The sequence below is a fragment of the Alkalihalobacillus pseudalcaliphilus genome (assembly GCF_028610675.1).
GTDB lineage: Bacteria > Bacillota > Bacilli > Bacillales > Bacillaceae_D > Alkalihalobacillus > Alkalihalobacillus pseudalcaliphilus.
The window spans coordinates 1168250-1191995 of the sequence record NZ_JAQQWS010000001.1; the positions used below are offsets into that span (position 1 = coordinate 1168250).

Annotated in this window: 23 protein-coding genes; 4 read left to right on the plus strand and 19 right to left on the minus strand. The window is 39.0% G+C overall.

From position 1 onward, the window contains the following. Positions 1–677: 677 nt before the first annotated feature. The 3 genes from secF to PQ479_RS05900 all read right to left on the minus strand — a co-directional run bounded on the left by secF (position 678) and on the right by PQ479_RS05900 (position 3341). A complete protein-coding gene (gene secF / locus PQ479_RS05890) occupies positions 678–1622 on the minus strand; it encodes a protein translocase subunit SecF (RefSeq protein WP_083991229.1) in 945 nt (314 codons plus the stop codon). Then, a complete protein-coding gene (secD, locus tag PQ479_RS05895) occupies positions 1612–2916 on the minus strand; it encodes a protein translocase subunit SecD (protein WP_083991289.1) in 1305 nt (434 codons plus the stop codon). The genes secF and secD overlap by 11 nt, the downstream gene beginning before the upstream one ends. A gap of 137 nt (positions 2917–3053) precedes the next feature. After that, complete coding sequence (locus PQ479_RS05900) at positions 3054–3341, minus strand: post-transcriptional regulator (protein WP_047989523.1); 288 nt, start codon at positions 3339–3341, stop codon at positions 3054–3056. Positions 3342–3470: 129 nt separating this feature from the next. On the opposite strand from PQ479_RS05900, the gene spoVB reads away from it, so the two are divergent. Next, positions 3471–5036 carry a stage V sporulation protein B gene (gene spoVB, locus PQ479_RS05905; protein ID WP_047988597.1) on the plus strand — a complete coding sequence of 522 codons (1566 nt, stop codon included), beginning with the start codon at positions 3471–3473 and terminating at the stop codon, positions 5034–5036. A 96-nt stretch (positions 5037–5132) separates the two neighbouring features. On the opposite strand, the gene PQ479_RS05910 is transcribed toward spoVB, so the two are convergent. Further along, on the minus strand, positions 5133–5795 hold the full coding sequence (locus tag PQ479_RS05910; protein ID WP_047988596.1) for a DUF421 domain-containing protein: 663 nt from the start codon (positions 5793–5795) through the stop codon (positions 5133–5135). A 172-nt stretch (positions 5796–5967) separates the two neighbouring features. Between PQ479_RS05910 and PQ479_RS05915 the strand changes: the two genes are divergently transcribed. After that, on the plus strand, positions 5968–6351 hold the full coding sequence (locus tag PQ479_RS05915; RefSeq protein WP_047988595.1) for a TIGR04086 family membrane protein: 384 nt from the start codon (positions 5968–5970) through the stop codon (positions 6349–6351). Between the two features lie 52 nt (positions 6352–6403). Here the strand turns inward: PQ479_RS05915 and yajC are convergent, their stop codons facing one another. From yajC to nadB, 12 genes are all read right to left on the minus strand, one after another. Continuing rightward, entirely contained in the window at positions 6404–6667 is a 264-nt protein-coding gene (yajC, locus tag PQ479_RS05920; protein WP_047988594.1) for a preprotein translocase subunit YajC, read from the minus strand. Positions 6668–6713: 46 nt separating this feature from the next. Then, positions 6714–7853: a tRNA guanosine(34) transglycosylase Tgt gene (tgt, locus tag PQ479_RS05925; RefSeq protein WP_047988593.1), complete on the minus strand. Its 1140-nt coding sequence runs from the start codon at positions 7851–7853 to the stop codon at positions 6714–6716. Positions 7854–7884: 31 nt separating this feature from the next. Next, positions 7885–8928, minus strand: coding sequence for a tRNA preQ1(34) S-adenosylmethionine ribosyltransferase-isomerase QueA (queA, locus tag PQ479_RS05930; protein ID WP_047988592.1), 1044 nt, complete (start codon positions 8926–8928; stop codon positions 7885–7887). A 79-nt stretch (positions 8929–9007) separates the two neighbouring features. Then, the gene (locus PQ479_RS05935; protein ID WP_047988591.1) at positions 9008–9226 is read right to left on the minus strand and encodes a DUF2905 domain-containing protein; all 219 of its coding nucleotides are present in this window, start codon (positions 9224–9226) and stop codon (positions 9008–9010) included. Beyond that, positions 9223–10224 carry a Holliday junction branch migration DNA helicase RuvB gene (ruvB, locus tag PQ479_RS05940; protein WP_047988590.1) on the minus strand — a complete coding sequence of 334 codons (1002 nt, stop codon included), beginning with the start codon at positions 10222–10224 and terminating at the stop codon, positions 9223–9225. Before ruvB ends, PQ479_RS05935 begins: the two co-directional genes overlap by 4 nt. A 14-nt stretch (positions 10225–10238) precedes the next feature. After that, positions 10239–10850: a Holliday junction branch migration protein RuvA gene (gene ruvA, locus PQ479_RS05945; RefSeq protein WP_047988589.1), complete on the minus strand. Its 612-nt coding sequence runs from the start codon at positions 10848–10850 to the stop codon at positions 10239–10241. Positions 10851–11997: 1147 nt separating this feature from the next. Then, positions 11998–12576, minus strand: coding sequence for an intercompartmental signaling factor BofC (locus tag PQ479_RS05950; RefSeq protein WP_047988588.1), 579 nt, complete (start codon positions 12574–12576; stop codon positions 11998–12000). 108 nt (positions 12577–12684) lie between these two features. Then, positions 12685–13530, minus strand: a complete 846-nt coding sequence (locus tag PQ479_RS05955) for a YhcN/YlaJ family sporulation lipoprotein (protein WP_047988587.1) — start codon at positions 13528–13530, stop codon at positions 12685–12687. Positions 13531–13708: 178 nt separating this feature from the next. Further along, the gene (safA, locus tag PQ479_RS05960; protein WP_053070384.1) at positions 13709–14854 is read right to left on the minus strand and encodes a SafA/ExsA family spore coat assembly protein; all 1146 of its coding nucleotides are present in this window, start codon (positions 14852–14854) and stop codon (positions 13709–13711) included. Between the two features lie 215 nt (positions 14855–15069). After that, positions 15070–16179 carry a quinolinate synthase NadA gene (gene nadA, locus PQ479_RS05965; RefSeq protein ID WP_047988586.1) on the minus strand — a complete coding sequence of 370 codons (1110 nt, stop codon included), beginning with the start codon at positions 16177–16179 and terminating at the stop codon, positions 15070–15072. Positions 16180–16207: 28 nt separating this feature from the next. Continuing rightward, positions 16208–17035, minus strand: a complete 828-nt coding sequence (nadC, locus tag PQ479_RS05970) for a carboxylating nicotinate-nucleotide diphosphorylase (RefSeq protein WP_047988585.1) — start codon at positions 17033–17035, stop codon at positions 16208–16210. A 12-nt stretch (positions 17036–17047) separates the two neighbouring features. Continuing rightward, entirely contained in the window at positions 17048–18595 is a 1548-nt protein-coding gene (nadB, locus tag PQ479_RS05975; RefSeq protein ID WP_047988584.1) for an L-aspartate oxidase, read from the minus strand. Positions 18596–18691: 96 nt separating this feature from the next. Between nadB and PQ479_RS05980 the strand changes: the two genes are divergently transcribed. Together PQ479_RS05980 and PQ479_RS05985 are read left to right on the plus strand one after the other, a co-directional pair. After that, a complete protein-coding gene (locus PQ479_RS05980) occupies positions 18692–19864 on the plus strand; it encodes an IscS subfamily cysteine desulfurase (protein ID WP_047988583.1) in 1173 nt (390 codons plus the stop codon). Beyond that, the gene (locus PQ479_RS05985) at positions 19824–20366 is read left to right on the plus strand and encodes a transcription repressor NadR (protein WP_047988582.1); all 543 of its coding nucleotides are present in this window, start codon (positions 19824–19826) and stop codon (positions 20364–20366) included. Before PQ479_RS05980 ends, PQ479_RS05985 begins: the two co-directional genes overlap by 41 nt. Before the next feature lie 38 nt (positions 20367–20404). Here PQ479_RS05985 and pheA read toward each other — a convergent pair whose 3' ends face one another. The 3 genes from pheA to obgE all read right to left on the minus strand — a co-directional run bounded on the left by pheA (position 20405) and on the right by obgE (position 23746). Further along, positions 20405–21292 carry a prephenate dehydratase gene (gene pheA / locus PQ479_RS05990; protein ID WP_047988581.1) on the minus strand — a complete coding sequence of 296 codons (888 nt, stop codon included), beginning with the start codon at positions 21290–21292 and terminating at the stop codon, positions 20405–20407. Between the two features lie 18 nt (positions 21293–21310). Continuing rightward, entirely contained in the window at positions 21311–21760 is a 450-nt protein-coding gene (locus PQ479_RS05995; protein WP_047988580.1) for an ACT domain-containing protein, read from the minus strand. A 705-nt stretch (positions 21761–22465) separates the two neighbouring features. Next, positions 22466–23746 (minus strand): GTPase ObgE, encoded by a 1281-nt coding sequence (gene obgE, locus PQ479_RS06000; RefSeq protein WP_047988579.1) that lies wholly within the window; start codon positions 23744–23746, stop codon positions 22466–22468.

Below are 23746 nucleotides of genomic sequence, written 5' to 3' on the forward strand. Positions count from 1 at the left end.
TCAGATACTAGCTCTTTTCTCTTCCGTATCTGCACATTAATCGCCTCTTTGTTCAGATACTGACTACCTTTTCTTCCGCATCTGCACATTAGCACCCTTTTTGTTCAGATACTAGCTCTTTTCTCTTCCGTATCTGCACATTAATCGCCTCTTTGTTCAGATACTGACTACCTTTTCTTCCTTAACTGCACATTAACGCCCTTTTTGTTCAGATACTAGCTCTTTTCTCTTCCGCATCTGCACATTAGCACCCTTTTTGTTCAGATACTAGCTCTTTTCTCTTCCATATCTGCACATTAATCGCCTCTTTGTTCAGATACTGACTACCTTTTCTTCCTTATCTGCACATTAACAGCCCTCTTTGTTCAGATACTAGCTCTTTTCTCTTCCGCATCTGCACATTAGCACCCTTTTTGTTCAGATACTAGCTCTTTTCTCTTCCATATCTGCACATTAATCGCCTCTTTGTTCAGATACTGACTACCTTTTCTTCCTTATCTGCACATTAACAGCCCTCTTTGTTGAGTTACTAACCACATTAGTATTGAACCCTCTTCAACATCCCTATAGCTATGAGGAACTGCTTCCCAAATCAAAACCGGTGATATTTTACGATTAGTAAAAAATCACCGGCTCATATAATCACGGATCCACTTTCTAGTCTTCTAACAACTAGGTTACGTCGTTGGCTCAACCTCTTCTCTTCTTTTTGGTTTATTCTTTTGACGCTTTAAAGCTTTTGCCTTCCATACGACCCATAATTGAGCGGCTAAGAACATCGAAGAATATGTTCCGGCAATGATACCAATTACGAGTGCCAAAGCAAACGAACGAATCGATTCGCCACCAAACACCATAATCGCCGCGGCAGCAAAAGCAATCGTTAACGCTGTATTAATCGAACGTGCTAATGTTTGTACAATACTTTTGTTAACAATATCCGCTAAATCTTTATATCCCTTAATTTTCTTAGCAAACTTCATGTTTTCACGAATTCGATCGAAGGTAACGATCGTATCATTAATCGAATAACCCACAACGGTTAAAATTGCAGCAATGAACGGGATATTAATCTCAATCTGAAATAAACTAAAAATCATTAAGACAAACAACGCATCATGAATCAATCCAACAATCGCTGCAATTCCAAATAAGTATTCAAATCGAAAAGCGATATACACCATAATTCCTAACGACGCTAGAATGACAGAAATGATCGCATTACGAGCTAGTTCTTCCCCAACCATTGGTGAAACGGTACTAACATTTGGTTCAGATCCATATTCTTCTAAAAAATGATTTTGTATTTGAGCAATTTGAGCATTTGGCAGTTCCTCTGTAAAACGAGCATTGGCAATTTCACGATTATCACCCGCAAGTACAATATCATCAGGAATTAAGGCTTCATCAATAGCAGCGAACTGCTCTGTCACCTCTTCCGCTGTAAGTGTTTCCGAGCTTAGTACTTCAACTCGAGAACCACTCTGAAAATCAATGCCTAGATTAAAACCTAACGTAAATAATAAAATCACACCTAGTAACGAAAATAAACCTGAGAAAAGGAAGAATTTATTACGATGTTTAACAAAATCAATCTTTAAATCCTGTGTATTAAAGTTCATCGATTTGTTCCTCCTTTACCCCAAATAACCAATACTTTTTATTCAAGGCCCTACTGTTAACCCATAAACCTAATAATATACGTGCTCCAAATACAGCAGTGACAAAACTTACAAGAATACCAACGATTAACATAACGGCAAATCCTTGTACAGAGCTTGTCCCGTAAGCAAACATCACACCCGCTGCAATAAGTGACGTTAAGTTTGCATCTAAAATCGTTGTAAATGCTCGTTTACTTCCGGCTTTAAACGCAGACATCACTGATTTACCAGCTCGAAGCTCCTCTTTTATTCGTTCTGCCGTTAAAATATTGGCATCAACCGCCATACCAACCCCAAGTATTAAGGCAGCTATTCCAGGTAGAGTTAATACAGCATTCATTAAATTAAATACTAATAACACTAAATATATGTAAGCTGAAAGCGTAAGGACAGCAATCACACCAACAAAGCGATAATAGACTATCATATAAATAAAGATTAATGCTACCCCAATAAAACCAGCATAAATCGTTTTTTCCATCGCTTGCTCACCGAGTGAAGCTCCAACAGAATTAGAATAAATCTCCGTCAAACTAACAGGAAGAGAACCAGCGTTCAGAAGTTCAGCTAGGTTTTGAGCTTCGTTCATCGTAAAATCGCCGGTAATTTGAACCTGCGTCGTACGGAAAACTTCACCTACAGTAGCTGCTGATAAAAATTTTGGATCCCCTTTACCTGTTTCCCCATAGAAGGAATCACCGTCTTCAAAGTCTAACCAGATCACCATCAAGTTTTCTTGTGTGTCACGTCTTTCATAAATTTGCCTTGTGACGTCTCCAAACTTTTCTGCATCTCTTAAAGTTATTTGAACAACTGGTGCTCCAGTACGGTCATCAAAGCCGACACTAGCCCCATTCTGCCTTAAATCAGAACCTTCCAATAAAATGTTGTCGTCAACATCACGTATCGTCAAAACCGCCTCAGTCGAGAGCATTTCACGGGCTTGCTGTTGGTTTTCAACACCAGCAAGCTGGACACGAATTCTATCGTCTCCTTCAATTTGAATATTTGGTTCAGATACTCCAATAACATTAATTCGTTGATCTAATGCAGCTACTGTTGCTACTAATGCATTATGATCAATGACATCTCCTTCATTGGCAGGCTCGACTTCATATAAAATTTCGAAACCACCTTGAAGGTCTAAGCCTAAATTTACATCCTTTGTTATGTCCATCACGGTTGTGCTAATTAAGACCGCAATAGCCGCAACAATGACAAAAAAAGCGGCAATTCGACCCTTTTTGACCATACCCACTATGACCTCCCTTTATAAAAAAACAAAACGCTCATACTTCTAAATACACTTTTCTAACATAATACCATAATTGACCAAGATTAAAAACCAAGTTCATTTGACTTGGTTTCAAATACTCGTATAGTCCTAATTTACGATTGTGCGTCCTTTTCAAAGTCTGCAAACCAATCTGTTGGATCCTGATAAGCCTTTACTGTTAGCCAATTCATATACGCTTGTGGTTTTAATAATAAAAGCTTGTTCACAAATTGGTTGATATGTATAAATTCCTTTGGTTTACGAAGCTCATACATTAGGCAATCCCAAATCTCGTCTTTCGTAACTCGCTCATATCCTAATAAATGAAACTCATCAACCTTACTGTCTAAGGCTGGTTCAACAGCATTACGCCATCCATCAAACTGCTGTTTTTCCCCCATATCATCACCGCCTATGTAAACGAATTGAGCAATCACTCCATCAAAAAGCTTGTCATGCTTGCCCCACTTTCTAGCATATATATAAATACGTAAAATTTCCATCACTTTTTTTGAGAAAGTAGGGTGAATATGTCCAAGCAAACCTTTTTAAAAGGGGCTTTTATTTTAATTGTCGCAAGCTTTATCACCAAAATTCTTGGATTTATAAATCGAATCGTTGTCGCTAGAATCATGGGAGCTGAAGGGGTCGGCCTTTATATGATGGCCATCCCGACCCTATTACTTGTCATGACCTTAACCCAACTCGGATTACCTGTTGCTATTTCAAAACTTGTCGCTGAGGCTGCAGCCAAAAATGACGGGGTACGAGTCAAACGAGTGCTCGTTGTTTCTTTAAGTGTTACGTTAACCCTTACCGTTGTGTTTACAACATTAATGATTGTATTCGCCCCTTTAGTTGCTGCCCATCTTTTAACAGACGAGCGTGCCTTCTTCCCACTCATAGCCATTACACCTATCGTACCAATCGTCGCTGTATCAGCTATTATACGCGGTTATTTCCAAGGAAAACAGAATATGACACCAACCGCCATTTCCCAAGTAATCGAACAAATTGTACGGATTACACTCGTTGCTGTTACTACGACCGCCTTTTTGCCATTAGGGGTTGAATATGCAGCAGCTGGGGCGATGATTTCGGTTGTAGCCGGAGAGTTTATTTCATTAATTTATATGATTTGGGCATTCAAACAAAAAAAAGCTTTTCGATTAAGACAACAGTTTATGACCTATGCAAAAGGGGGCAAGCAAACCTTATCTGACTTAATGCGCATTGCCATTCCTACTACCGGCAGTCGACTCATTGGTTCAATCGCTTTATTTTTTGAACCGATTGTCGTCGCTCAAAGCTTAGCTATTGCTGGCATGGCAACGGTTATGGCTACAAAACAATATGGTGAGCTAGCTGGGTTTGCCATTCCATTACTTATGCTTCCCACTTTTATCACGCAATCTTTATCGGTTTCTCTCGTACCCGCCATTAGCGAAGCAGCTGCACATAAGCATTTTAAAACGATTCATTATAGGTTAACTCAAGCATTAAGACTAGCTCTTCTTTCAGGGGGCATCTCTTGTGTCGTTTTATATATTTTTGCCGAACAAGTAGTAACACTCATGTACAATGCACCCAATGTTGCTATGTATATTAAGTTGTTAGCCCCGTTCAGCATATTTCTATATTTACAAGGGCCTCTTCAAGCCGTTCTCCAAGCCCTTGATTTAGCCAAAGCAGCGATGATGAATAGTTTATTTGGTGCCATCATCAAAATAGCCGCGATTTTCGCTTTAGCCTCGCAGCCTGAGCTTGGTATCATGGGAGCCACATTAGCTGTCATTATCGGTTTTGTACTTGTTACGCTCCTTCATTTTGCCACTGTCGTAAAAACGATTGGCTTTACACTCGAAATACGCTTAATCGCAAAAATGTTAGTTTTATTAGCTGCAACGACGCTATTCAGTTATGCTAGTAATCAATTTATTGACATATCCAACTCTTTATTGCTTGATACTAGTATAGCAATTATCCTAACAGCCATTTTTTACATCGCACTCACCTTCCTATTAAAGCTCGTTAACAAACACGAAGTAAACAGGCTCCCACTCTTTGGCAAGATATTAGGCCGTTTTGTCCGTTAAATGACTACTATAATCATGTGTTGAAGTAACTCAAATACACCACAAGCTCTTTTATGGGCGAGCCTTTGTGGTGTATTTGTCTGTGTCAAACATCGCTCATTTCTCATCTTTTAAATCCACAAAAAATGTGTCATCATCTTTTAATGAACAATAGGAAATCTTTTTGATATCACGATATCCAAGCTTCCTCATTTGTTGTCTTACCCAAAGCGGTGTTTTTCCGATCTGCTCTAAATTATCATCCTGTATCTTGCCATCCAAAATAATCGGCAATGGTAATTTTGGCTTGTGATTGGATTGCTTATCTTTTTTGTCTTTTTCGATTACAGACAATTTTCCTGAAGGTTCTAAAATGGCGAACTCTACATCAGAAACTTTACTCACTTTATTTTGTCTTAGCTGCATGAGAAGATCATCAAAATTATAGCGTTGCTTTCTCATCTCGTGTTCATCAATTTTTCCGGCATTGATAAGGACAGTTGGTTTGCCATCCACTAATTTTCTAAACCAACTACTCTTTAGTGATAAATAAGCAAATACAATTTGAATCAATACTAAAACAACTAAAGGTACTAAGGAATGAAGCATAGAAGACTGCTCATCGTCAATGGAAATAACCGCTAACTCAGCTATCATAATCGAAACAACAAAGTCTAACACAGACAACTGTCCAATTTCTCTTTTCCCCATAAACCGTAAGACAATCAATATAATAAAGTAAACGAGGAATGTTCGTAATACAATTGTTGAAATATCCACTAACTTTCTCCCCTTTTACAAATATGATTGATTTTACCTTTAGTTTGTCCTCATTCATTTTTTTGTACCATGTAGCTTTTGGAAAAACGAATGAGGCAAATTCGTAATTGAAATCATTTTTTTGAACAAGCCTGAATAAGCTGTTATATGAGAACCGAGAGGGGGAAGTATTGTGGAGTCGTATCGTCACTTTTTTCCAGCTATACTAATTGGATTACTCACCATTTTTTCTATAGCAGTTGTGTTTAGTCTAATAGCTGCAACGATTTTGTCATTGACACAGTTGACTGAGGAGTCATTAAGTTTAGTCACAAAAATCGTTGCCTTTATAACCATTTTAATTGGCGGAATTGCCGCCGGTGCAAAATCAAAGTCCAAGGGGCTTTTAATCGGTGCCACAACCACACTTGTTTTTTGCCTGATTACATTTTTCGTCCAGTTTCTTGGGTTTGATCAAAGCTTTACACTTGAGCAATATTTATTTCATGGCGCATATATCGTATGTGGTGCATTTGGAGGTATGGTAGGAGTTAATTTATTTGGCGGTCATTCCTAATAAAAAAGCTGACAAGCATGGGAAGTCCCACTTGTCAGCTACTTTTGGTTCATCAGTCAGGATTAACTACTTCACGTACTGCTGATTTGTCAAATGTAAGCTTACGATTATCATTAACTAAGATAACCATCACTTCATCATCAACAGCGTCAATCGTTCCGTGTAATCCACCGATTGTAATAATTTTGTCACCACGCGATAACGCGCTGTGCATTTCACGAATTTGTTTCTGTTTCTTTTGTTGCGGTCGAATTAATAAGAAATAAAATACGACAAACATTAAAATTAATGGCAGTAAAGAAATTAACATTTCCATTCTTTATTCACCCCTTTCATTTAGTAAAACTTATCTTTATATATGATTAGAAATTTTTCGCATTTGGTTTATTAAAACCGTATTGTTCGAAAAATTCTTCTCTAAAATCTAATAAGCGATCCTCACGAATGGCTTGTTTTACTTGCTCCATTAAATTTAATAAGAAATATAAGTTATGATACGTCGTCAAGCGGAACCCAAATGTCTCCTCACACTTAACAAGATGACGAATATAGGCCCTTGAATAATTTTGACAAACGTGACAATCACAATTTTCATCTAAAGGACGGAAATCTTTTGCATATTTGGCGTTTCGAACAACTAACCGCCCTGCACTTGTCATACACGTACCATTACGGGCAATTCTCGTTGGCAAGACACAATCAAACATATCAATCCCACGAATCGCACCATCAATTAACGAATCTGGTGAGCCAACTCCCATTAAGTAACGTGGCTTATTAGCTGGCATAAGTGGTGTCGTAAATTCCAAAACTCTATTCATAACATCCTTTGGTTCTCCAACTGACAATCCACCAATCGCATAACCAGGAAAATCTAAGGAAACGAGGTCAGCAGCACTTTGCCTACGCAGTTCCTCATATTCTCCACCTTGAATGATTCCAAAAAGACCTTGGTCTTGCGGGCGTTGGTGTGAAGAAATACAACGCTCTGCCCAACGGCTTGTCCGCTCTACAGATTGCTTCATATATTCAAAATCAGCCGGATACGGCGGACATTCATCAAAGGCCATCATAATATCAGACCCTAATGCGTTTTGAATCTCCATCGCTCCCTCAGGGCTTAAGAACAATTTCTCCCCACTTAAATGGTTACGAAAATGAACCCCTTCTTCTTCAATTTTCCTTAAATCACTCAAGCTAAATACTTGATAACCACCAGAATCAGTTAGAATTGGGCGCTTCCAATTCATAAACTTGTGTAAGCCGCCTGCCTCTTTAATAATGTCATGCCCAGGGCGTAACCAAAGGTGGTATGTATTGCTTAATATAATTTGAGCATTCATGTCATATAAATCTTCAGGACTCATTGTTTTTACTGTAGCTAAAGTTCCTACTGGCATAAAGATCGGTGTTTCTATTGTACCATGAGGTGTATGAACTTTACCAAGACGAGCTCCTGATTGTTTGCATGTTTTTATTAATTCATAGGTGACAGCTGCCATCTAAGTAAATCCTCCTTCAAAAACCTTCTTATTATTTTTCTCGATTCCGGTCAGTAATGAGCATCGCATCGCCAAAACTAAAAAATCTGTACTGAGCTGAAATGGCGTGATGATAGGCATGTAATACATTTTCCCGACCCGCAAGGGCACTCACTAACATAACTAATGTTGACTTGGGTAAGTGGAAATTGGTTAATAAAGCATCTAACCCTTTGAATTGAAACCCCGGGTAAATAAAGATAGAGGTCCATCCTGATGCCTCACAAAAACGACCGTGCTCTTGCATAATGGTTTCAAGTGTTCTTGCAGAGGTTGTCCCTACTGCTATAATTTTACCGCCATTTTTTTGTGTTGCTGTTAAGATTCCAGCCGTTTCTTTACTCATTTCATAAAATTCTGCATGCATAGCATGGTCAGTTAAAGAATCCACACTCACTGGTCTAAAAGTACCTAAACCAACATGTAACGTAATTTTAGCGATTTGAATTCCCATCTTTTTTACTTCTGCTAGTAAATCTTCCGTCCAGTGTAACCCAGCAGTCGGGGCCGCTGCAGAACCCCTCTTTTCAGCAAACACGGTTTGATAACGTTCGCGGTCATCAAGTTGTTCACGAATATACGGTGGTAGCGGCATTTCTCCAAGCTTATCTAACACTTCATGCAAAATGCCTTCAAAATGCAACTCCATCACACGGCCACCATGTTCTAACTCTTCCGTACATCGAGCTTTTAACATGCCTTCACCAAAGTCAAGCTCTGTTCCAACCTTCACCCGTTTAGCGGGCTTTACTAATGTTTCCCAACTATTACCTTCTACTTGCTTTAGTAATAAAACCTCAACCTTAGCACCGGTCTCGGCTTTTACACCAAATAACCTTGCTGGTAAAACGCGGGTATCGTTTAATACCAAACAATCTCCAGGTTGAAGATAAGCTAAAACATCAGGAAAATGATCGTCCTGAATCTCTCCAGTTTGTTTATTTAAGACAAGCAAACGAGACGCCGTTCGGTCTTGTAGCGGCGTCTGTGCGATTAAATGTTCAGGTAAATGAAAATCAAAATCTTCTACGTGCATTCGTAAGGTCACCTTTTCTATCCGTTCAAAATTGGGCATCTTAATAATTTTATCGAAACTTTAACAATTAATCAAGAGTTTAGCGAAAGCGACCAATCAAAATAAAAATAAGTGACAGTACCACACTTATAAGTAGACATGTAACAACAGGAAAATAAAAGCTTGTATTCTCTCCTTTAATGACAATATCACCTGGTAGCTTGCCAAGTGGGATAAAACGTCCAAATAGTTGCCACAAAATGCCGACTACAATCAAAACGACTCCAATCGTAATAATGAACTTAGGGATGGTATTCATTTCGATGGTTCCTCCCGTTGAAAATGCTGATAACATAACGGCGTCAGAATTCGTCCACGTGGTGTTCTTTGAATAAATCCAATCTGTAAAAGATATGGTTCATAGACATCTTCAATCGTATCAGCCTCTTCCCCAATGGTCGAAGAAATCGTTTCAATACCAACTGGACCACCATTAAATCGGTCCATCATCGCAAATAAAAGTTTATGATCGATATGATCGAGTCCTAATTCATCAACTTGAAGTTTTTGCAAAGCATGACTGGCAATTTCATAGGAAACAGCCCCATCTGCCTGCACTTGGGCAAAGTCCCTCACCCTCCGTAAAAGGCGATTGGCAATCCTTGGTGTGCCACGCGATCTACTTGCCATTTCTATTGCCGCTTCGTGGTCCATTTCAATATCTAATACGTCTGCCGTCCGCTTGACAATTTGTGTTAATTCATCCACGTTATAAAACTCAAGTCGGGCTAAAACCCCAAAACGATCGCGTAAAGGAGCTGAGAGCATACCAGCCCTCGTTGTAGCACCGACTAACGTAAAAGGAGGTAAATCTAACCGCACTGAACGTGCTGTAGGTCCTTTACCAATCACAATATCGAGACAGAAATCCTCCATTGCCGGGTATAATACCTCTTCGACGATCCGATTTAATCGATGAATTTCATCTATAAAAAGTACATCACCTGGTTCTAGAGCCGTTAAAATGGCTGCTAAATCACCCGGTCTCTCAATAGCCGGGCCAGACGTCGTTCGAATTTGTACATCCATTTCATTTGCAATAATCGTTGATAACGTTGTTTTTCCAAGCCCAGGAGGACCGTACAATAAGACATGATCGAGGCTTTCCTCTCTCATTTTAGCAGCCTCTATAAATACTTCTAAATTTTTCTTAACATCCTCTTGACCAATATAATCTAATAAGCGTAATGGTCTCACTGATTGTTCAGCGGTTTGATCCTCCCACTGCTGACTGGCCGAAACCATTCTCTCTTCCATGACTTTACCTCCTTTTACGCTTTAAGCATAAGCTGTAACGCTTTTCTTATATAGGCATCTGTTGAGAGGGTTTCCTCTGATAATGTTGGTCGCACCTTTTTGAGTTCCTTTTCTACGTAACCTAAAGCACGCAACGCTTCAAATGCTTCTTCCAAAGCCTCATTATTTGCTGTGACTTTCGCCGTTCTTTTTACGTCAGCAGCAGGCGTTAATAATGTAATCGTAAATTCTTCTAATTTACCTTTTAAATCAAGGATAATTTGCCTTGCTGTTTTTTTACCAACACCAGGGAACTTGACTAAAAAAGCTTCATCTTCTGATTCAATGGCTGAGACGACTTGATCAGGCTGTCCTGAAGCCAAAATGGCTAAGGCACCTTTTGGTCCAATACCTGATACATTTAAGAGCTTCTCAAACAAGTCTCGTTCTGACTTTGACTGAAATCCAAACAAACGGATTAAATCTTCCTTCACATAATGATAGGTATAAACTTGAATGTGCTCATTCATACTCTTCTCAAATACAAATGGATTCGCACAAAAAACTTGATAACCCAATCCGTGATGGTCAATAACGATATATGGCGTTTCTACACTCACTAATTTTCCTGATACATATTCTATCAATTGATAAACTCTCCTCTAAATACGAACATTTATTTCTATTTTAGCATATCCCCCATCTCCCGAATAGCTTTTTACACACATACAAAACGCTTATGGTGAAGTGAAGTCCTATTTATTCACTTCACCACCAACAAATATGAAAGTAGTGTTTTTTCTTTACTAAACGGATTTTGATAACTTTTTATTTATTTTGTATGAAAGTTGACTAACGCTGAAATGTGGAGCACTAATTGCCGCTACCGAAAATCATGCTCCGCGTCCTATGGGGTGGCGCCGAACTAACTAGCTTCGCTAGTGGATTTCAGCTCTGCCACTACCCCCCATGGGAGTCTCCGCATGTTTTCGTCCGCTAGGTGACTGCTCATTCTCAAATACAAATAACTTTCATTAAAGTAAATAACAACAAAAACAAAGTGAATGAGGAGCCACCGAGCCAATAACAATATCCAACTTTCGTTTTTGTGGTGATGAGTTGCTTAGCAAGTTATCATGCAAGTTTTATATGAGAGAAACTCACTAACCAAGAAGCCTGCACGAACCCTAGCGGAGGGATTGGGGCCAACTCCTGCAGGAGGAAAGGGCACCGATTTTCGAAGAAGTGCCCATCACCTTTAGGGTAACTTTCATACAAAACTCACATGGTGAAGCACAGATTCACTTACGCCACCAACAAATATGAAAGTGTGATTTTGTTCTTTAACTGGTGGTTTTTCATTCATAACGGTTTTGAGGATTCTCACATTTTGCCGTAACCCCGCCGCTTTTTAGAAAGGAGCTCGCAAGAGCTTTCCTAAAAAGATTCAGCGCACTGACAAACAGCCACCACCAACAAAAAAAAAGAGAGAGTAATAACTCATCAGGATTAGCATCTAAAATCCAAGTGTTTTTGGACCGTTAGCCAAGCTTGCTTGGCTACTTCACGCGACTGCGTGAAGTTTTGAAAATAGAAATGAACCTTCAGACGAATTCATTCGTCTGTGAGGTCATTTCTATTTTCAAAAACGGACCAAAAACAAAGACCGAAATGTCAAGTTATCTCGAGAAATGAGTACTAACTTTCATACAAAAAAGCACAAATCACCTTATACGTGTCTTTGTGCTTTAGAAAAGTTATTCGTTCCTCTTGCCTCGAGCTATAACCATACAATTAGCTTTCTTCTTTTTGCATAGCCCTTAACATATCAATAACCTTTTGAAAATGAGCTTTATCTTGAATCCGAACCCCTTCTTTTAATTGCTGATACTGTTTCGTTTCAAGTTTTTCGGTATCAATCTGAAAAAACGAATGAATAATTTGGTCTTCTTCTGGTATACCTTCATAAATGTGTAAATAATTATCGTCTGTTAAACCAAAAAAGCCATTAATTTTAACAATGGGAGAAACATCATCTACTTCTGTTTGAAAAACCATTTCATCTTGATTCTGGTCAATTAGATCCCAACCCTCATACTGGGCCCAAAAGTCTTCCATGGACCAAATCGTTTCCTCAATGACTTCCTTCTGCACATTTCCATCTAAATAAAGCCGTTCTAAGACAACCTTCATTGTCAACGGAGCATAGGCTCCAACGGTTTTCTCTTCTCGAACATCTAAAGTACTATGATCACTTGGTTCGACTACATCTTCTTGATCCAATAATAAAAACCAACTTAGCCCTATAAAAAACAACAAGCCAAGGATAATAGGATATTCTTTTTTGTTGATTAAAAATTTAATGATTTTCATTTGTCTCCACCTATCCTTTTATAAAAAAAATGAACCATTTATGGGTTCAGCGTTCCCATAAATGGCCTTGTTCATTCATTTTAGAAAGGTTGAAATCAAATGTTCAAATTATCGTGTACGTTCAAAAGGTCGTTGGACGGCACGTCCAATATCTTTTAACATGGCTTCAAACGTTGAGCCGATTTCATCAACAGCTTCACCGGTGCCTTGACGAAGTTGGTTATTCAAACCTTGAACTCGACCATACATGTCTTTATCTGTCACCACATGTATATCACGGTCTCCGTTTGTTAACCCTCGTACTGTTCGTTTGATTTTATCTTCTGTACCTTGAACGTTACCATCAACTGCAACCACAATATCATTACCATGAATAATAACATGGGATTCATTTACACCATCAATAGCTTCTACATGCTTAGCAATTTTAGATGCGGCTTGACCACGATGTGTTTGAGTTGCTCTTAATCCAGTGTTGTGATCACGACCAATTGAATGGTTACCGCGGAAATTCTCAACATTCATACCATTATGATGAGAATTACGGACACCAAAGTTGCGATGATTGGCACGCTTATTGACAACACCATTCTCATCAACCATACGAGCACGGTCATTACCGGTTACACCATTCGTCCAAAAACCACTACGCTTATCATGATGACCAATTTGATTATTGTTCATACGATAAGGACTGTGCCCAAAACCTTTTGGTCCATAAGTGTTTTGATTGTCTTGACTCGGTGCTTGAGTTGATCCAAATTCTGAACCACCATAATACCCTTTATTAGAAAAAGTATTCGTACGGTGGCCATTCATTTCATGACGCGTCTCACTCATTTCCATCCCTGTAATGGAATGATTTCGTACACCCGCTTGATCCGTATTATTACAAGCGACTAAACTACTTGCTAGCACCATAACAGATGCAATTGACAAAGCAAATTTTCTCATATTTGAAAGCCCCCTTTCACTAATATGGTGGCTTTCCAAACTACATTTTAGTCTGTTACATCTTACGTACCATGGAGTTTATTGGGTTTTGCATTAAATTTTTAACAGGAATAAAAAAGTTTTCATCTTCGCAACATTTTCTTAAGTAATAAAAAAAGCAGCTCATGAGGCTGCTCTTTTAATCTTCATAATCGTCTTCTTCACTATAATGCTTCATATTCGCCTTTGGCTCCTGATGTCTTGGCATAAATTGATCTTGAATACTGTGGAACATTCCAGCTTGGTTACCAGGCATTGGCATCATTCCATTTTGGCCTGGGAATGGCATCATTCCATTTCCGTTTTGACCTGGCATCGGCATCATTCCATTTCCGTTTTGGCCTGGGAATGGCATCATTCCGTTTCCGTTTTGGCCTGGGAATGGCATCATTCCATTTCCGTTTTGACCCGGCATTGGCATCATTCCGTTTCCGTTTTGACCCGGCATTGGCATCATTCCGTTCCCATGATGGTCTGGTTGGTAATGATGGTTAAACGATGGAAATGTTTGGGCCGGCGGATGATGGTGAACAGGTTCCACCACACATTCCTCTTTTGATTGATGCATCTGAGTACCACCCATATTCCCATAATGATGATGCCCTTGATGATGCATTGGTGGTGGAGCAAACCAATGACCTTTTTGACCATAAGGCATAGGCTGAACAGGGTGCCCACAATTAGCACAACCTGGCATCATAGGACTAATTGGAACCATATTCATCGGTGGACATGGTTGCGGCATAACTGGCTCACAATATTCTGGTGCTTCCATTTGTGGTTGCACAGGCATCTGTGGCATTTGTTGTACTTGAGGTTGCGGTTTTGGCGGCTTAGCGATCGGCTTTTCTTTTATTGGTTTGGGTGCCACCGGCTTTTCCTTCGCTTGAATAACTGGTTGCTCTTTTTTGGCTGGCATTACTTTTTTAGGCTGTGGGTTATATAGAAATACATTCATATTAGCCTCATAATTAGGCGAAGCTGGCTGTTGCTGTATAGGCATTTGTTGAATTGGAGCAATCGGTTGCTCTTTTTTCATAATAGGATGCTCCTTTACAGCTGGAGCAACAGGTTGCTCTTTTATTAAAGTTTGAGGCGATATCGGTGCTTCTTTTTTTACAGGTACACTGCCAGTTGGAATTTTCACCTTCATGCCAGGCATTAAAACATCTGGGTTACTTAGTTGTGTGTTCACATTTTTTAATTCTTCAAAATTAACTCCATGCTTTTGAGCTATTTTCCAAAGAGATTCTCCTTTTTGGACAATATGAATTTTCACGATCATGCTCCCTCCTCTTACATTCATTACATTGTATGAGATTATAGGCAAGTTGACACTGTAAAAGTGCCCAAATTATAGATTACGTCTAGAATGAAATTATACTTATTCGCAAATGTATGTGAGATTTAACTGTTTTATACCAGTGGACAGGGCTACGAATTGTCATGAACGAAAAAAAGCCTATTGTTTCATGAACAATAAGCTCTTATGTGTAAGATTTAAGATTGTTTTAACATTCGTTCAAGTGCTAAGTTAGCAAATGCCGTTGTCCTTTCATCAACCGTAATCACATTTCTCAAATTTCCTTTTTCCAAATCTTCTAGTGTCCAAAGTAAATGATCGATATCGATTCGGTTCATTGTTAGGCAGGCACACATTGTAGCATTTAAAGAAATAATCTCTACCTCTTTAAAAGTCTTGGCTAACCTAGAGACAAGATTCATCTCCGTACCAATCGCCCAGGCACTACCTTTTGGGGCTTTTTTTATCGTTTCAATAATAAAATGGGTAGAACCATTTAAATCGGCTTTTTGCACAACTTCATATGTACATTCTGGATGAACGAGTATATTCATTTCAGGACGATGTTTTCGTAAATCCTCAATTTGGCCGACTGTAAATTTCTCATGGACTGAGCAATGTCCTTTCCAAAGTATTACTTTTACGTCTTGTAGAGGTGTTTGATATTCATTAACGATTACTTCTTCTAACGGGTCCCAAACGACCATTTCGTGAAGTGAAATGCCTAAATCATAGGCTGTATTTCTCCCTAGATGTTGATCTGGTAAAAATAACAACCTTTGCTTTTGAGTAAAGGCCCATTCTACCATTTTTTTGGCGTTGGACGACGTAACGGTTGCTCCTCCATGTTCTCCACAAAAAGCTTTAATCGCAGCTGTACTGTTAACATATGTAATAGGTAAGATCGTTTCATCAAACAAATTGATGAGCTTTTCCCAAGCCTTTTCAGTTTGAGTAATCGTTGCCATATCAGCCATAGAACAGCCTGCACGTAAGTCAGGTAGGATGACTTTTTGTTTATGATTGGTTAACATATCGGCGGTTTCCGCCATGAAATGAACACCGCAAAATACGATAAATTCAGCTGATTGATTTTGCTGAGCTACTTGAGCTAGCTGAAGTGAGTCACCTGTTACATCAGCGAATTGAATGACTTCATCTCGTTGGTAATGATGACCCGGTATCAATAGTTTGTCTCCGAACTTTTGTTTGATTTCCTTGATTCTTTGTTCTTTTTCTGACATTGTCATCTTCAAATATTCCTTCGGTAACCTTTCTACTCTCTTTAATTCCTCCAAAATACTCATTCTAGCCCTCCTTTTTCATCATGAAAAATTATTTTAGTAAGAAGCTATAATCAATGGCCTTGTATGAATGGGTTAGGAAACCTAAAGATATATAGTTAACCCCACATCCAGCGAATTCACGAATAGTTTTCAGTGATATTCCACCCGAAACCTCTGTAACAATATTTGAGGGTACTAAAGGCTGTTGTTCTTTTACTTGTTGTGATGAATAATTATCAAACATGATCACATCCACTTCGGCTTCGATTACGTCAATTAATTCTTGCTTATTCGTAATTTCAACCTCAATTTTTGTCATATGACCTAACGTTTCTTTCACACGAGAAACAGCTTGACGAATTCCCCCATACGCTGCAAGATGATTTTCTTTTAATAAAACAGCTTGATCTAAACCTCTTCTATGATTAAATCCTCCTCCACATCGAACCGCATATTTCTCTAACATCCTTAAGCCTGGAGTTGTTTTTCTTGTATCACACACTCTTATCGTCGGGTCATTTAATGCCTCAATGGACTTCTTCGTTAATGTGGCAATACCTGATAACCTCTGAATTAGATTTAAAAAAACACGCTCACCTAATAAAAGTTGATCAACAGCACCTGTTACTTCTGCAACTGTTTCTCCTTTTTCCACAAATTGACCATCTGCTTTCATCAACCTTACGTTTATATGACGGTTTATGATCGAGTATCCAACCTTTAAGATGGATGCACCAACAAAAACGCCATCCTCCTTTGCAAAAATATAAGCCGTTTTCTTTAACCCTTGTGGCAACGCTTGACTTGTTATATCTCCATCACCTATATCTTCTTCTAAAAAATCCCGTAATTGCTGTTCAAGCTTAATCTGATTCATTCTTCCTACCCCCTATATGTACGTTGTCAATTTTGTTCGATTTTTTGATAAGCCCCATTGTAAGGTTTTCTGATTCCAATCTGATTCTGTCTCCGGGAAGTCAAGTCGATGATGGCCACCGCGTGACTCTTTTCGTCCCAATGCAGCACTCGTAACCAAATATGCTAATAAATATTGATTGGCTTCCTCTCTTTGTGTAGAATCAATTTTTTCTTCATCCATAAACCAATTTTTATAAACCTCTAACCAATTTAGAAACTCCACTAATGAACGAGACTCACGATGTATTCCAACAGCATGAAACATGCGTTTTCGCAATTCATCTATACTCGGTATCAGGAAAAGAGATGATTTTATCGAGTCCATTTTGCCTGTTTCATTGATCCATTTCAATCCTATCTCATTGCCAGTTACTGCTCTGTTCAACATATCAGTGGCCGCTTTTTCCGCAAAAAAGAGAGCTTCTAGTAATGAGTTACTTGCTAAGCGATTTGCACCATGAACTTTCGTACAAGCGACTTCACCAACCGCATATAGATTTGACAGAGAGGTTCTAGCTGAAGAATCTGTTTGAACTCCACCATTGGTAAAGTGAGCACCTGGAGCTACTTCTACGATTCCTTTTTTTGTATTGATGTTATTTCTTTGACAGATTCGCTCGATTTGCGGAAAGCGTGTAGCAAAATGGTTGACCAAACTAATATCCAAATACACTTTTCTTCCAGCAGCAAGCTGTTTTTCAATCTCCCGACTTACAATATCTCTAGCTTCTAAATCCTTTTGAGGAAAGCTATTCATAAATGCCTTGCCTTCGTCATTAATGAGATAAGCTCCTTCTCCACGTAAAGCTTCACTCGCTAAGCCAATCGCTTTTCCCCCTTGTATGATGACCGTTGGATGAAATTGAATAAATTCCAAATCAATTAGTTTTGCACCTGCACGATAGGCTAAAGTCACGCCATCTCCTGTAGCACTTATTGAATTGGATGTATATGTGTAAAGCTGTCCGAATCCACCCGTTGCCAACACGGTATAATCTGCGTATAACTTACAATTATTTGTTTGAACACCGACAACTTGTTCATCATCCACCAAAAGTCGTTCCACTCTTGAGTTTTCCATGATTTCAACTCGATTTTTTAGCTGTCCTAACAAACAATCTATAAATGCTGCCCCGGTTCCATCACCATGTACATGAGCAATTCTCCTTACTCGGTGAGCCGCTTCTTTGCCTAGTCTGATTTGTTTATGTAAGTCACGGTCAAAAGGTACACCCAACTTTATTAAGGAATCAATGATCCTGGGTGCATGCCGAACCATTTCCTCCACATGTTTTTCATGATGATGGTCATAACCTGCCGTAACTGTATCTTCATAATGTTTACTCCAATCATCATCTTTACCTATAGCTGCAGCAATTCCACCTTGAGCTAAATAGGAATTCGACGTAGTTAATGAATGTTTTGTGAGAATAATCACATGAAATTGATCAGCTAATAAATGTGCTGTCATTAACCCTGCAATGCCACTACCTATCACTATTACACCGGCTTTTGACACCTACTCACACCCTTTTTTTAAAATTACAGTTGTCTTGTCACCTATCTTTACATAAAATAAAGATACTGACAAGAATTTTTTTAGAGGTGATTAAAGATGCTTTATTTTGACTATAGTGCGACAACACCTATGAGCGAAACCGCCCTAAAAGCTTACATACACGCAGCCAGACATTATTACGGAAATAGCCAAAGTCTACACCATGATGGCGAGGAGGCTGACAACGTGTTACAGTTGTGCCGAAATTCACTCATGCAATTACTAAATGTTCCACACCACTCTATTTATTTTACCGGCTCTGGTAGTGAGGCAAATTTTTTAACGATTGTTTCTATTGCCCTAGCTTCCATACATAAGGGTAAACATATCATCTATTTAGAAACTGAACATCATTCCGTCAAACAAGCACTGCACTATCTAAAGAGGTTCGGTTTTACCTCTACAGCAATCCCTTTAAATTCCGTGGGCAAGGTGGTAAAGAGCCAGCTTGAGAAATCGATAAAGCATGATACAAGTATGGCGATTATTGGGCATGCAAGTAGTGAATTAGGTACGATTCAAGATTTGGGACATCTTTCGTGGCTTTTAAAAAAACATGATATACTCTTAGTGAGTGACTGTGTGCAAAGCTTTGGTAAAACCGAAATTCCCTTTGAGTCCCTTGATGCGTTCACTCTGTCAAGTCACAAAATTTATGGCCCAAAAGGATTAGGAGTCGCTATATTAAGAAACACCGTACAATGGCAACCTTTTTTAACCGGAACTTCGCACGAATTTGGATTTAGAGCTGGCACCGTCGATATACCAGCGATCGTTGCTTTTACAGAGGCTGCTGAAGAAATTACAGCGAATCAAGTCAAAGAAGAAAAAAGACTTAAGCAACTACAAGCCTTATTAATATCGTTGGTTCTTACACAAGATAAGCTTTTTGTCTTAGAGGGCGATCGACTCAATCGATTACCTTTTCACATCGCTTTAAGAAGAATAGGTATGGAGGGACAACTTTTAATGTTAGAGTGTAAACGGAAAGGGATAGCGATATCTACGAGCTCTGCATGCCGAGCCCACTTTTCCGAACCACCAGCCTCATTACTCGCAATCGGACGAAGTATCACCGAGGCACACGAATTCATTCGTATTACTTTCGGTCAGCAAACAACAGAAGAAGATATACATACATTAAGCCAAGCATTATTAGAAATATCAGCAACCTATAAGGAGGATTTACATGGAGAAATCAAAGAAATTGTTGGGAGAAGAACGCCGTAATCAAATTATCCAATGGCTACGCTCAGAAAATAAACCTTTAACAGGAACGGAACTTTCAAACCGTACACATGTGAGTAGGCAAGTCATTGTTCAGGATATCTCCATTCTCAAAGCAAAGAACGAACCGATCCTTGCGACTTCTCAGGGCTATATATATCAACAACCATATACATGGCCGCGTTTCACTAAAATAGTCGCTTGCTATCATACCCCTGAACAGACCATGGACGAATTAAATCTTCTTGTCGACCATGGCGTAACAATTAAAGATGTCATTATTGAACACCCTATTTATGGTGAAATTACTGCGTCTTTACAAATTTCTAATCGTCAAGAAGTTAAAGCCTTTTGTGATAAAATAGCTCATACAAATGCTACTCTTCTTTCTCTTCTTACAGATGGCGTACATTTGCATACACTTGAAGCACAAACAGAAGCAGATATCGAAAGAGCAACCATCGCGTTATCAGAACATGGATTTATTTTAAATGAAAATAGCTAATCTGCTCCCGATCCTAACAAAAAAACCATGAAGTTCATTTATAGAACTTCATGGGATACATTTTCTTGGATAGCTGTTACAGAAAAGCTCTCATAACTACCTAGTATATCTACTCCGCAGCCTAATGTTTCCAGCTCAGCGACAACACCAGGTATAAGGATATCGTCGAGACGATAGTCAACATCAATCAAAAAGAAATAATTACCAAGACCTGTTTTAGTTGGCCTTGACTCAATTTTAGATAAATTCAGCTTTCTCCAAGCAAATGCCGATAATACTTGATGAAGTGCCCCCGAATAATCAGATGGCAAAGTAATCATAAGTGTCGTCTTATCACCTAACTTAAATGGTCCACTCACTCGGTATACATCCTTATTTTTTGCTAATACAAAAAAACGGGTACGATTATTATCGAAGTCATGAATATTATACTCTAAAATATCTAGACCATATTCAGCAGCTGCGAGTTCATTTCCGATTCCAATTACATGTTCTTTCGGGTTATCAGCAATCCATTTAGCTGCTTGTGCTGTTGAATTCGTATACTCAAATTCTATATTTGGGTAACGCATTTGCAGATAATCATGACATTGAGCAATGGCATGTGGATGTGATAACACTTTAACTGGTTCTTCCTTTGTTTCCTTTTGCCAATTACTTCTAAATAAATGCTGAGCTACCGGTACCGTCATACTCCCTATAATCGGTAATCTTTTTTTGTGAATTAAATAGTCTAATGTTAAGTTTACAGAGCCTTCTATTGCATTTTCAATAGGAACAATTGCTAATTCAGCTTCGCCGTCACTGACAGCATCAATACAAGCTGGAATCGTTTGAAATGGCTTATGCGAGTAATCAGGAAAAGCTGCACGTGCTGCTATTTCTGTAAAAGTTCCTTTTGGACCTAAATATGCTACTTGTGTCAATGGTTTCTCCCTCTCTTTTTAGGAGCCAGATCCGACTAACTCCACTTTCTCCACTGCTTCTAGTTCTTCTATCTTTATTTTTAAACTAGATAAATCCATTTTCATTGAAGAGGTATTGATCGAAAGTGTAATATGTGCCCTACCTTGTAAGGGAATTGATTGATTAATCGTTAAAATGTTTGCACCTGATTCTGCGATCAAGGTTAATAGTTGTGAAAGTGTTCCCGAGCGATCGACTAAATTCAAAGATAGTGTAATTATTTTTTCTTTCATCATTGTATGAAAAGGAAAAATACCATCTTTATATTTATAAAAAGCACTTCGACTTAAGCCCACACGGTGAACTGCTTCATTTATTTTTTTAACTTTCCCAGACTCTAATAGGGACTTTACTTCTAATGTTTTTTCCATCGCGTCTGTTAGGATATCCTCACGTACGAGATAAAATTGTTTTTGTGATTCTGACATATTATATCCCTCTCTATGTGTGCCAATCGTTATTAAATGATTAACACTTTTTATGAGCTTCTTTCTATTATAGAATTGACGAAACTTTTTGACAACCACTTTAAACGAAAATGTATATATTGGATAGACATTTGTCCTGCTGATTGTATAGAGGTATTGACTCTACCATTTTGGTTTTGTAAATGTGATGTTTATTGTTAAGTTACTGTACTGGTTCTCTCCAGTATCTACACATTAACTGCCTCTTTGTGCAGATACCGGCTACTTACTCTTCCTTATCTGCACATTAACCGACTCTTTGTGCAGATACCGGCTCTTTACTCTTCCTTATCTGCACATAAACAGACTCTTCGTGCAGATACCGACTACTTCCTCTCCCGTATCTGTACATAAACCGGCTCTTCGTGCAGATACTGGCTACTTACTCTTCCTTATCTGCACATAAACCGACTCTTTGTGCAGATACTGGCTACTTACTCTCCCGTATCTGTACATAAACCGGCTCTTTGTGCAGATACCGACTACTTCCTCTCCCGTATCTGCACATTAACTGCCTCTCTTTGAAATACGCTCCACACCAGCTTCCATATTTGCACATTATGGCCTTGCCTGTTACTAACCAAACCGATAGGCGCTTCTCTTTTCGCAAAAAAAGCCCATGCTACTTGGTCATGGGCATTAGTGTAGGTAGTTGTTTACTTACATCTATTCGATAAACTCAAATTCAAACTTCATGATACGGACAAGGTCGCCGTCTTTTGCTCCTTTTGTACGAAGCGCTTGATCAACGCCCATTCCGCGCATCTGTCTCGCAAAGCGTTTGACGGATTCGTCTCTTGAAAAGTCAGTCATTTTAAAGAGTCGTTCTAACTCCGCTCCAGCTAATTCAAAAACCCCATCATCTGCACGCGTAATGATAAATGGCTCCTCTTTCTTCTCATGCTTATAAACAACGCGCGCCTCCTCTGTCTCTTCGTACAGTGGGAATTCAGGCGTTTCCTCAATTTTATCAGCAACAGCGAGCAACAATTCTCGTACACCTTGTTTTGTGAAGGCTGAAATAGGGAAAATGGGTGCGTCATCTGTTAATTTCCCTTTAAAAATACGAAGGTTTTCCTCAGCTTCAGGCATGTCCATTTTATTAGCGACAATGAGTTGTGGACGTTCAAGTAACCTTAAATTATATTGTTTAAGTTCGTCGTTAATCTTTACATAATCCTCGTAAGGATCTCTCCCCTCTAAGGCAGACATATCGATAACGTGAACAATTACCCTTGTCCGTTCAATATGTCTCAAAAATTGATGACCTAGACCTATTCCTTCATGTGCTCCCTCAATTAAACCAGGTAAATCTGCCATAACAAAACTGCGTTGATCATCTGTTTCAACAACCCCTAAATTTGGCGTAATCGTTGTAAAATGATAATCAGCGATTTTTGGCTTTGCAGCAGATACGACCGATAATAACGTTGACTTTCCTACACTTGGAAATCCTACCAAACCAACATCAGCAAGTACTTTTAGCTCTACTGTAACTTCTCGCTCAATTCCCGGCTCTCCATTTTCAGCAATTTCTGGTGCTGGGTTTGCCGGTGTCGCAAATCGAATATTACCGCGGCCACCGCGACCACCTTTTGCTATTGTTGCTTTTTGACCATGTTCAGTTAAATCAGCAAGTACTTGTCCTGTTTTATCATCAATAACTGTCGTACCTGGTGGAACCTTTACAATCATATCTTGTGCATTCTTTCCGTGCATACTTTTAGAACGCCCATTCTCTCCTTTAGATGCTTTAAAATGGCGGTTATAACGAAAATCCATTAACGTACGTAGACCTTCCTCCACTTCAAAAACAACACTCGCACCACGGCCACCATCTCCACCAGCCGGGCCACCATCTGGAACATATTTTTCTCGGCGATAAGCAACCATACCGTTACCACCGTCTCCACCTTTTACATATACCTTTACCTTATCTACAAACAT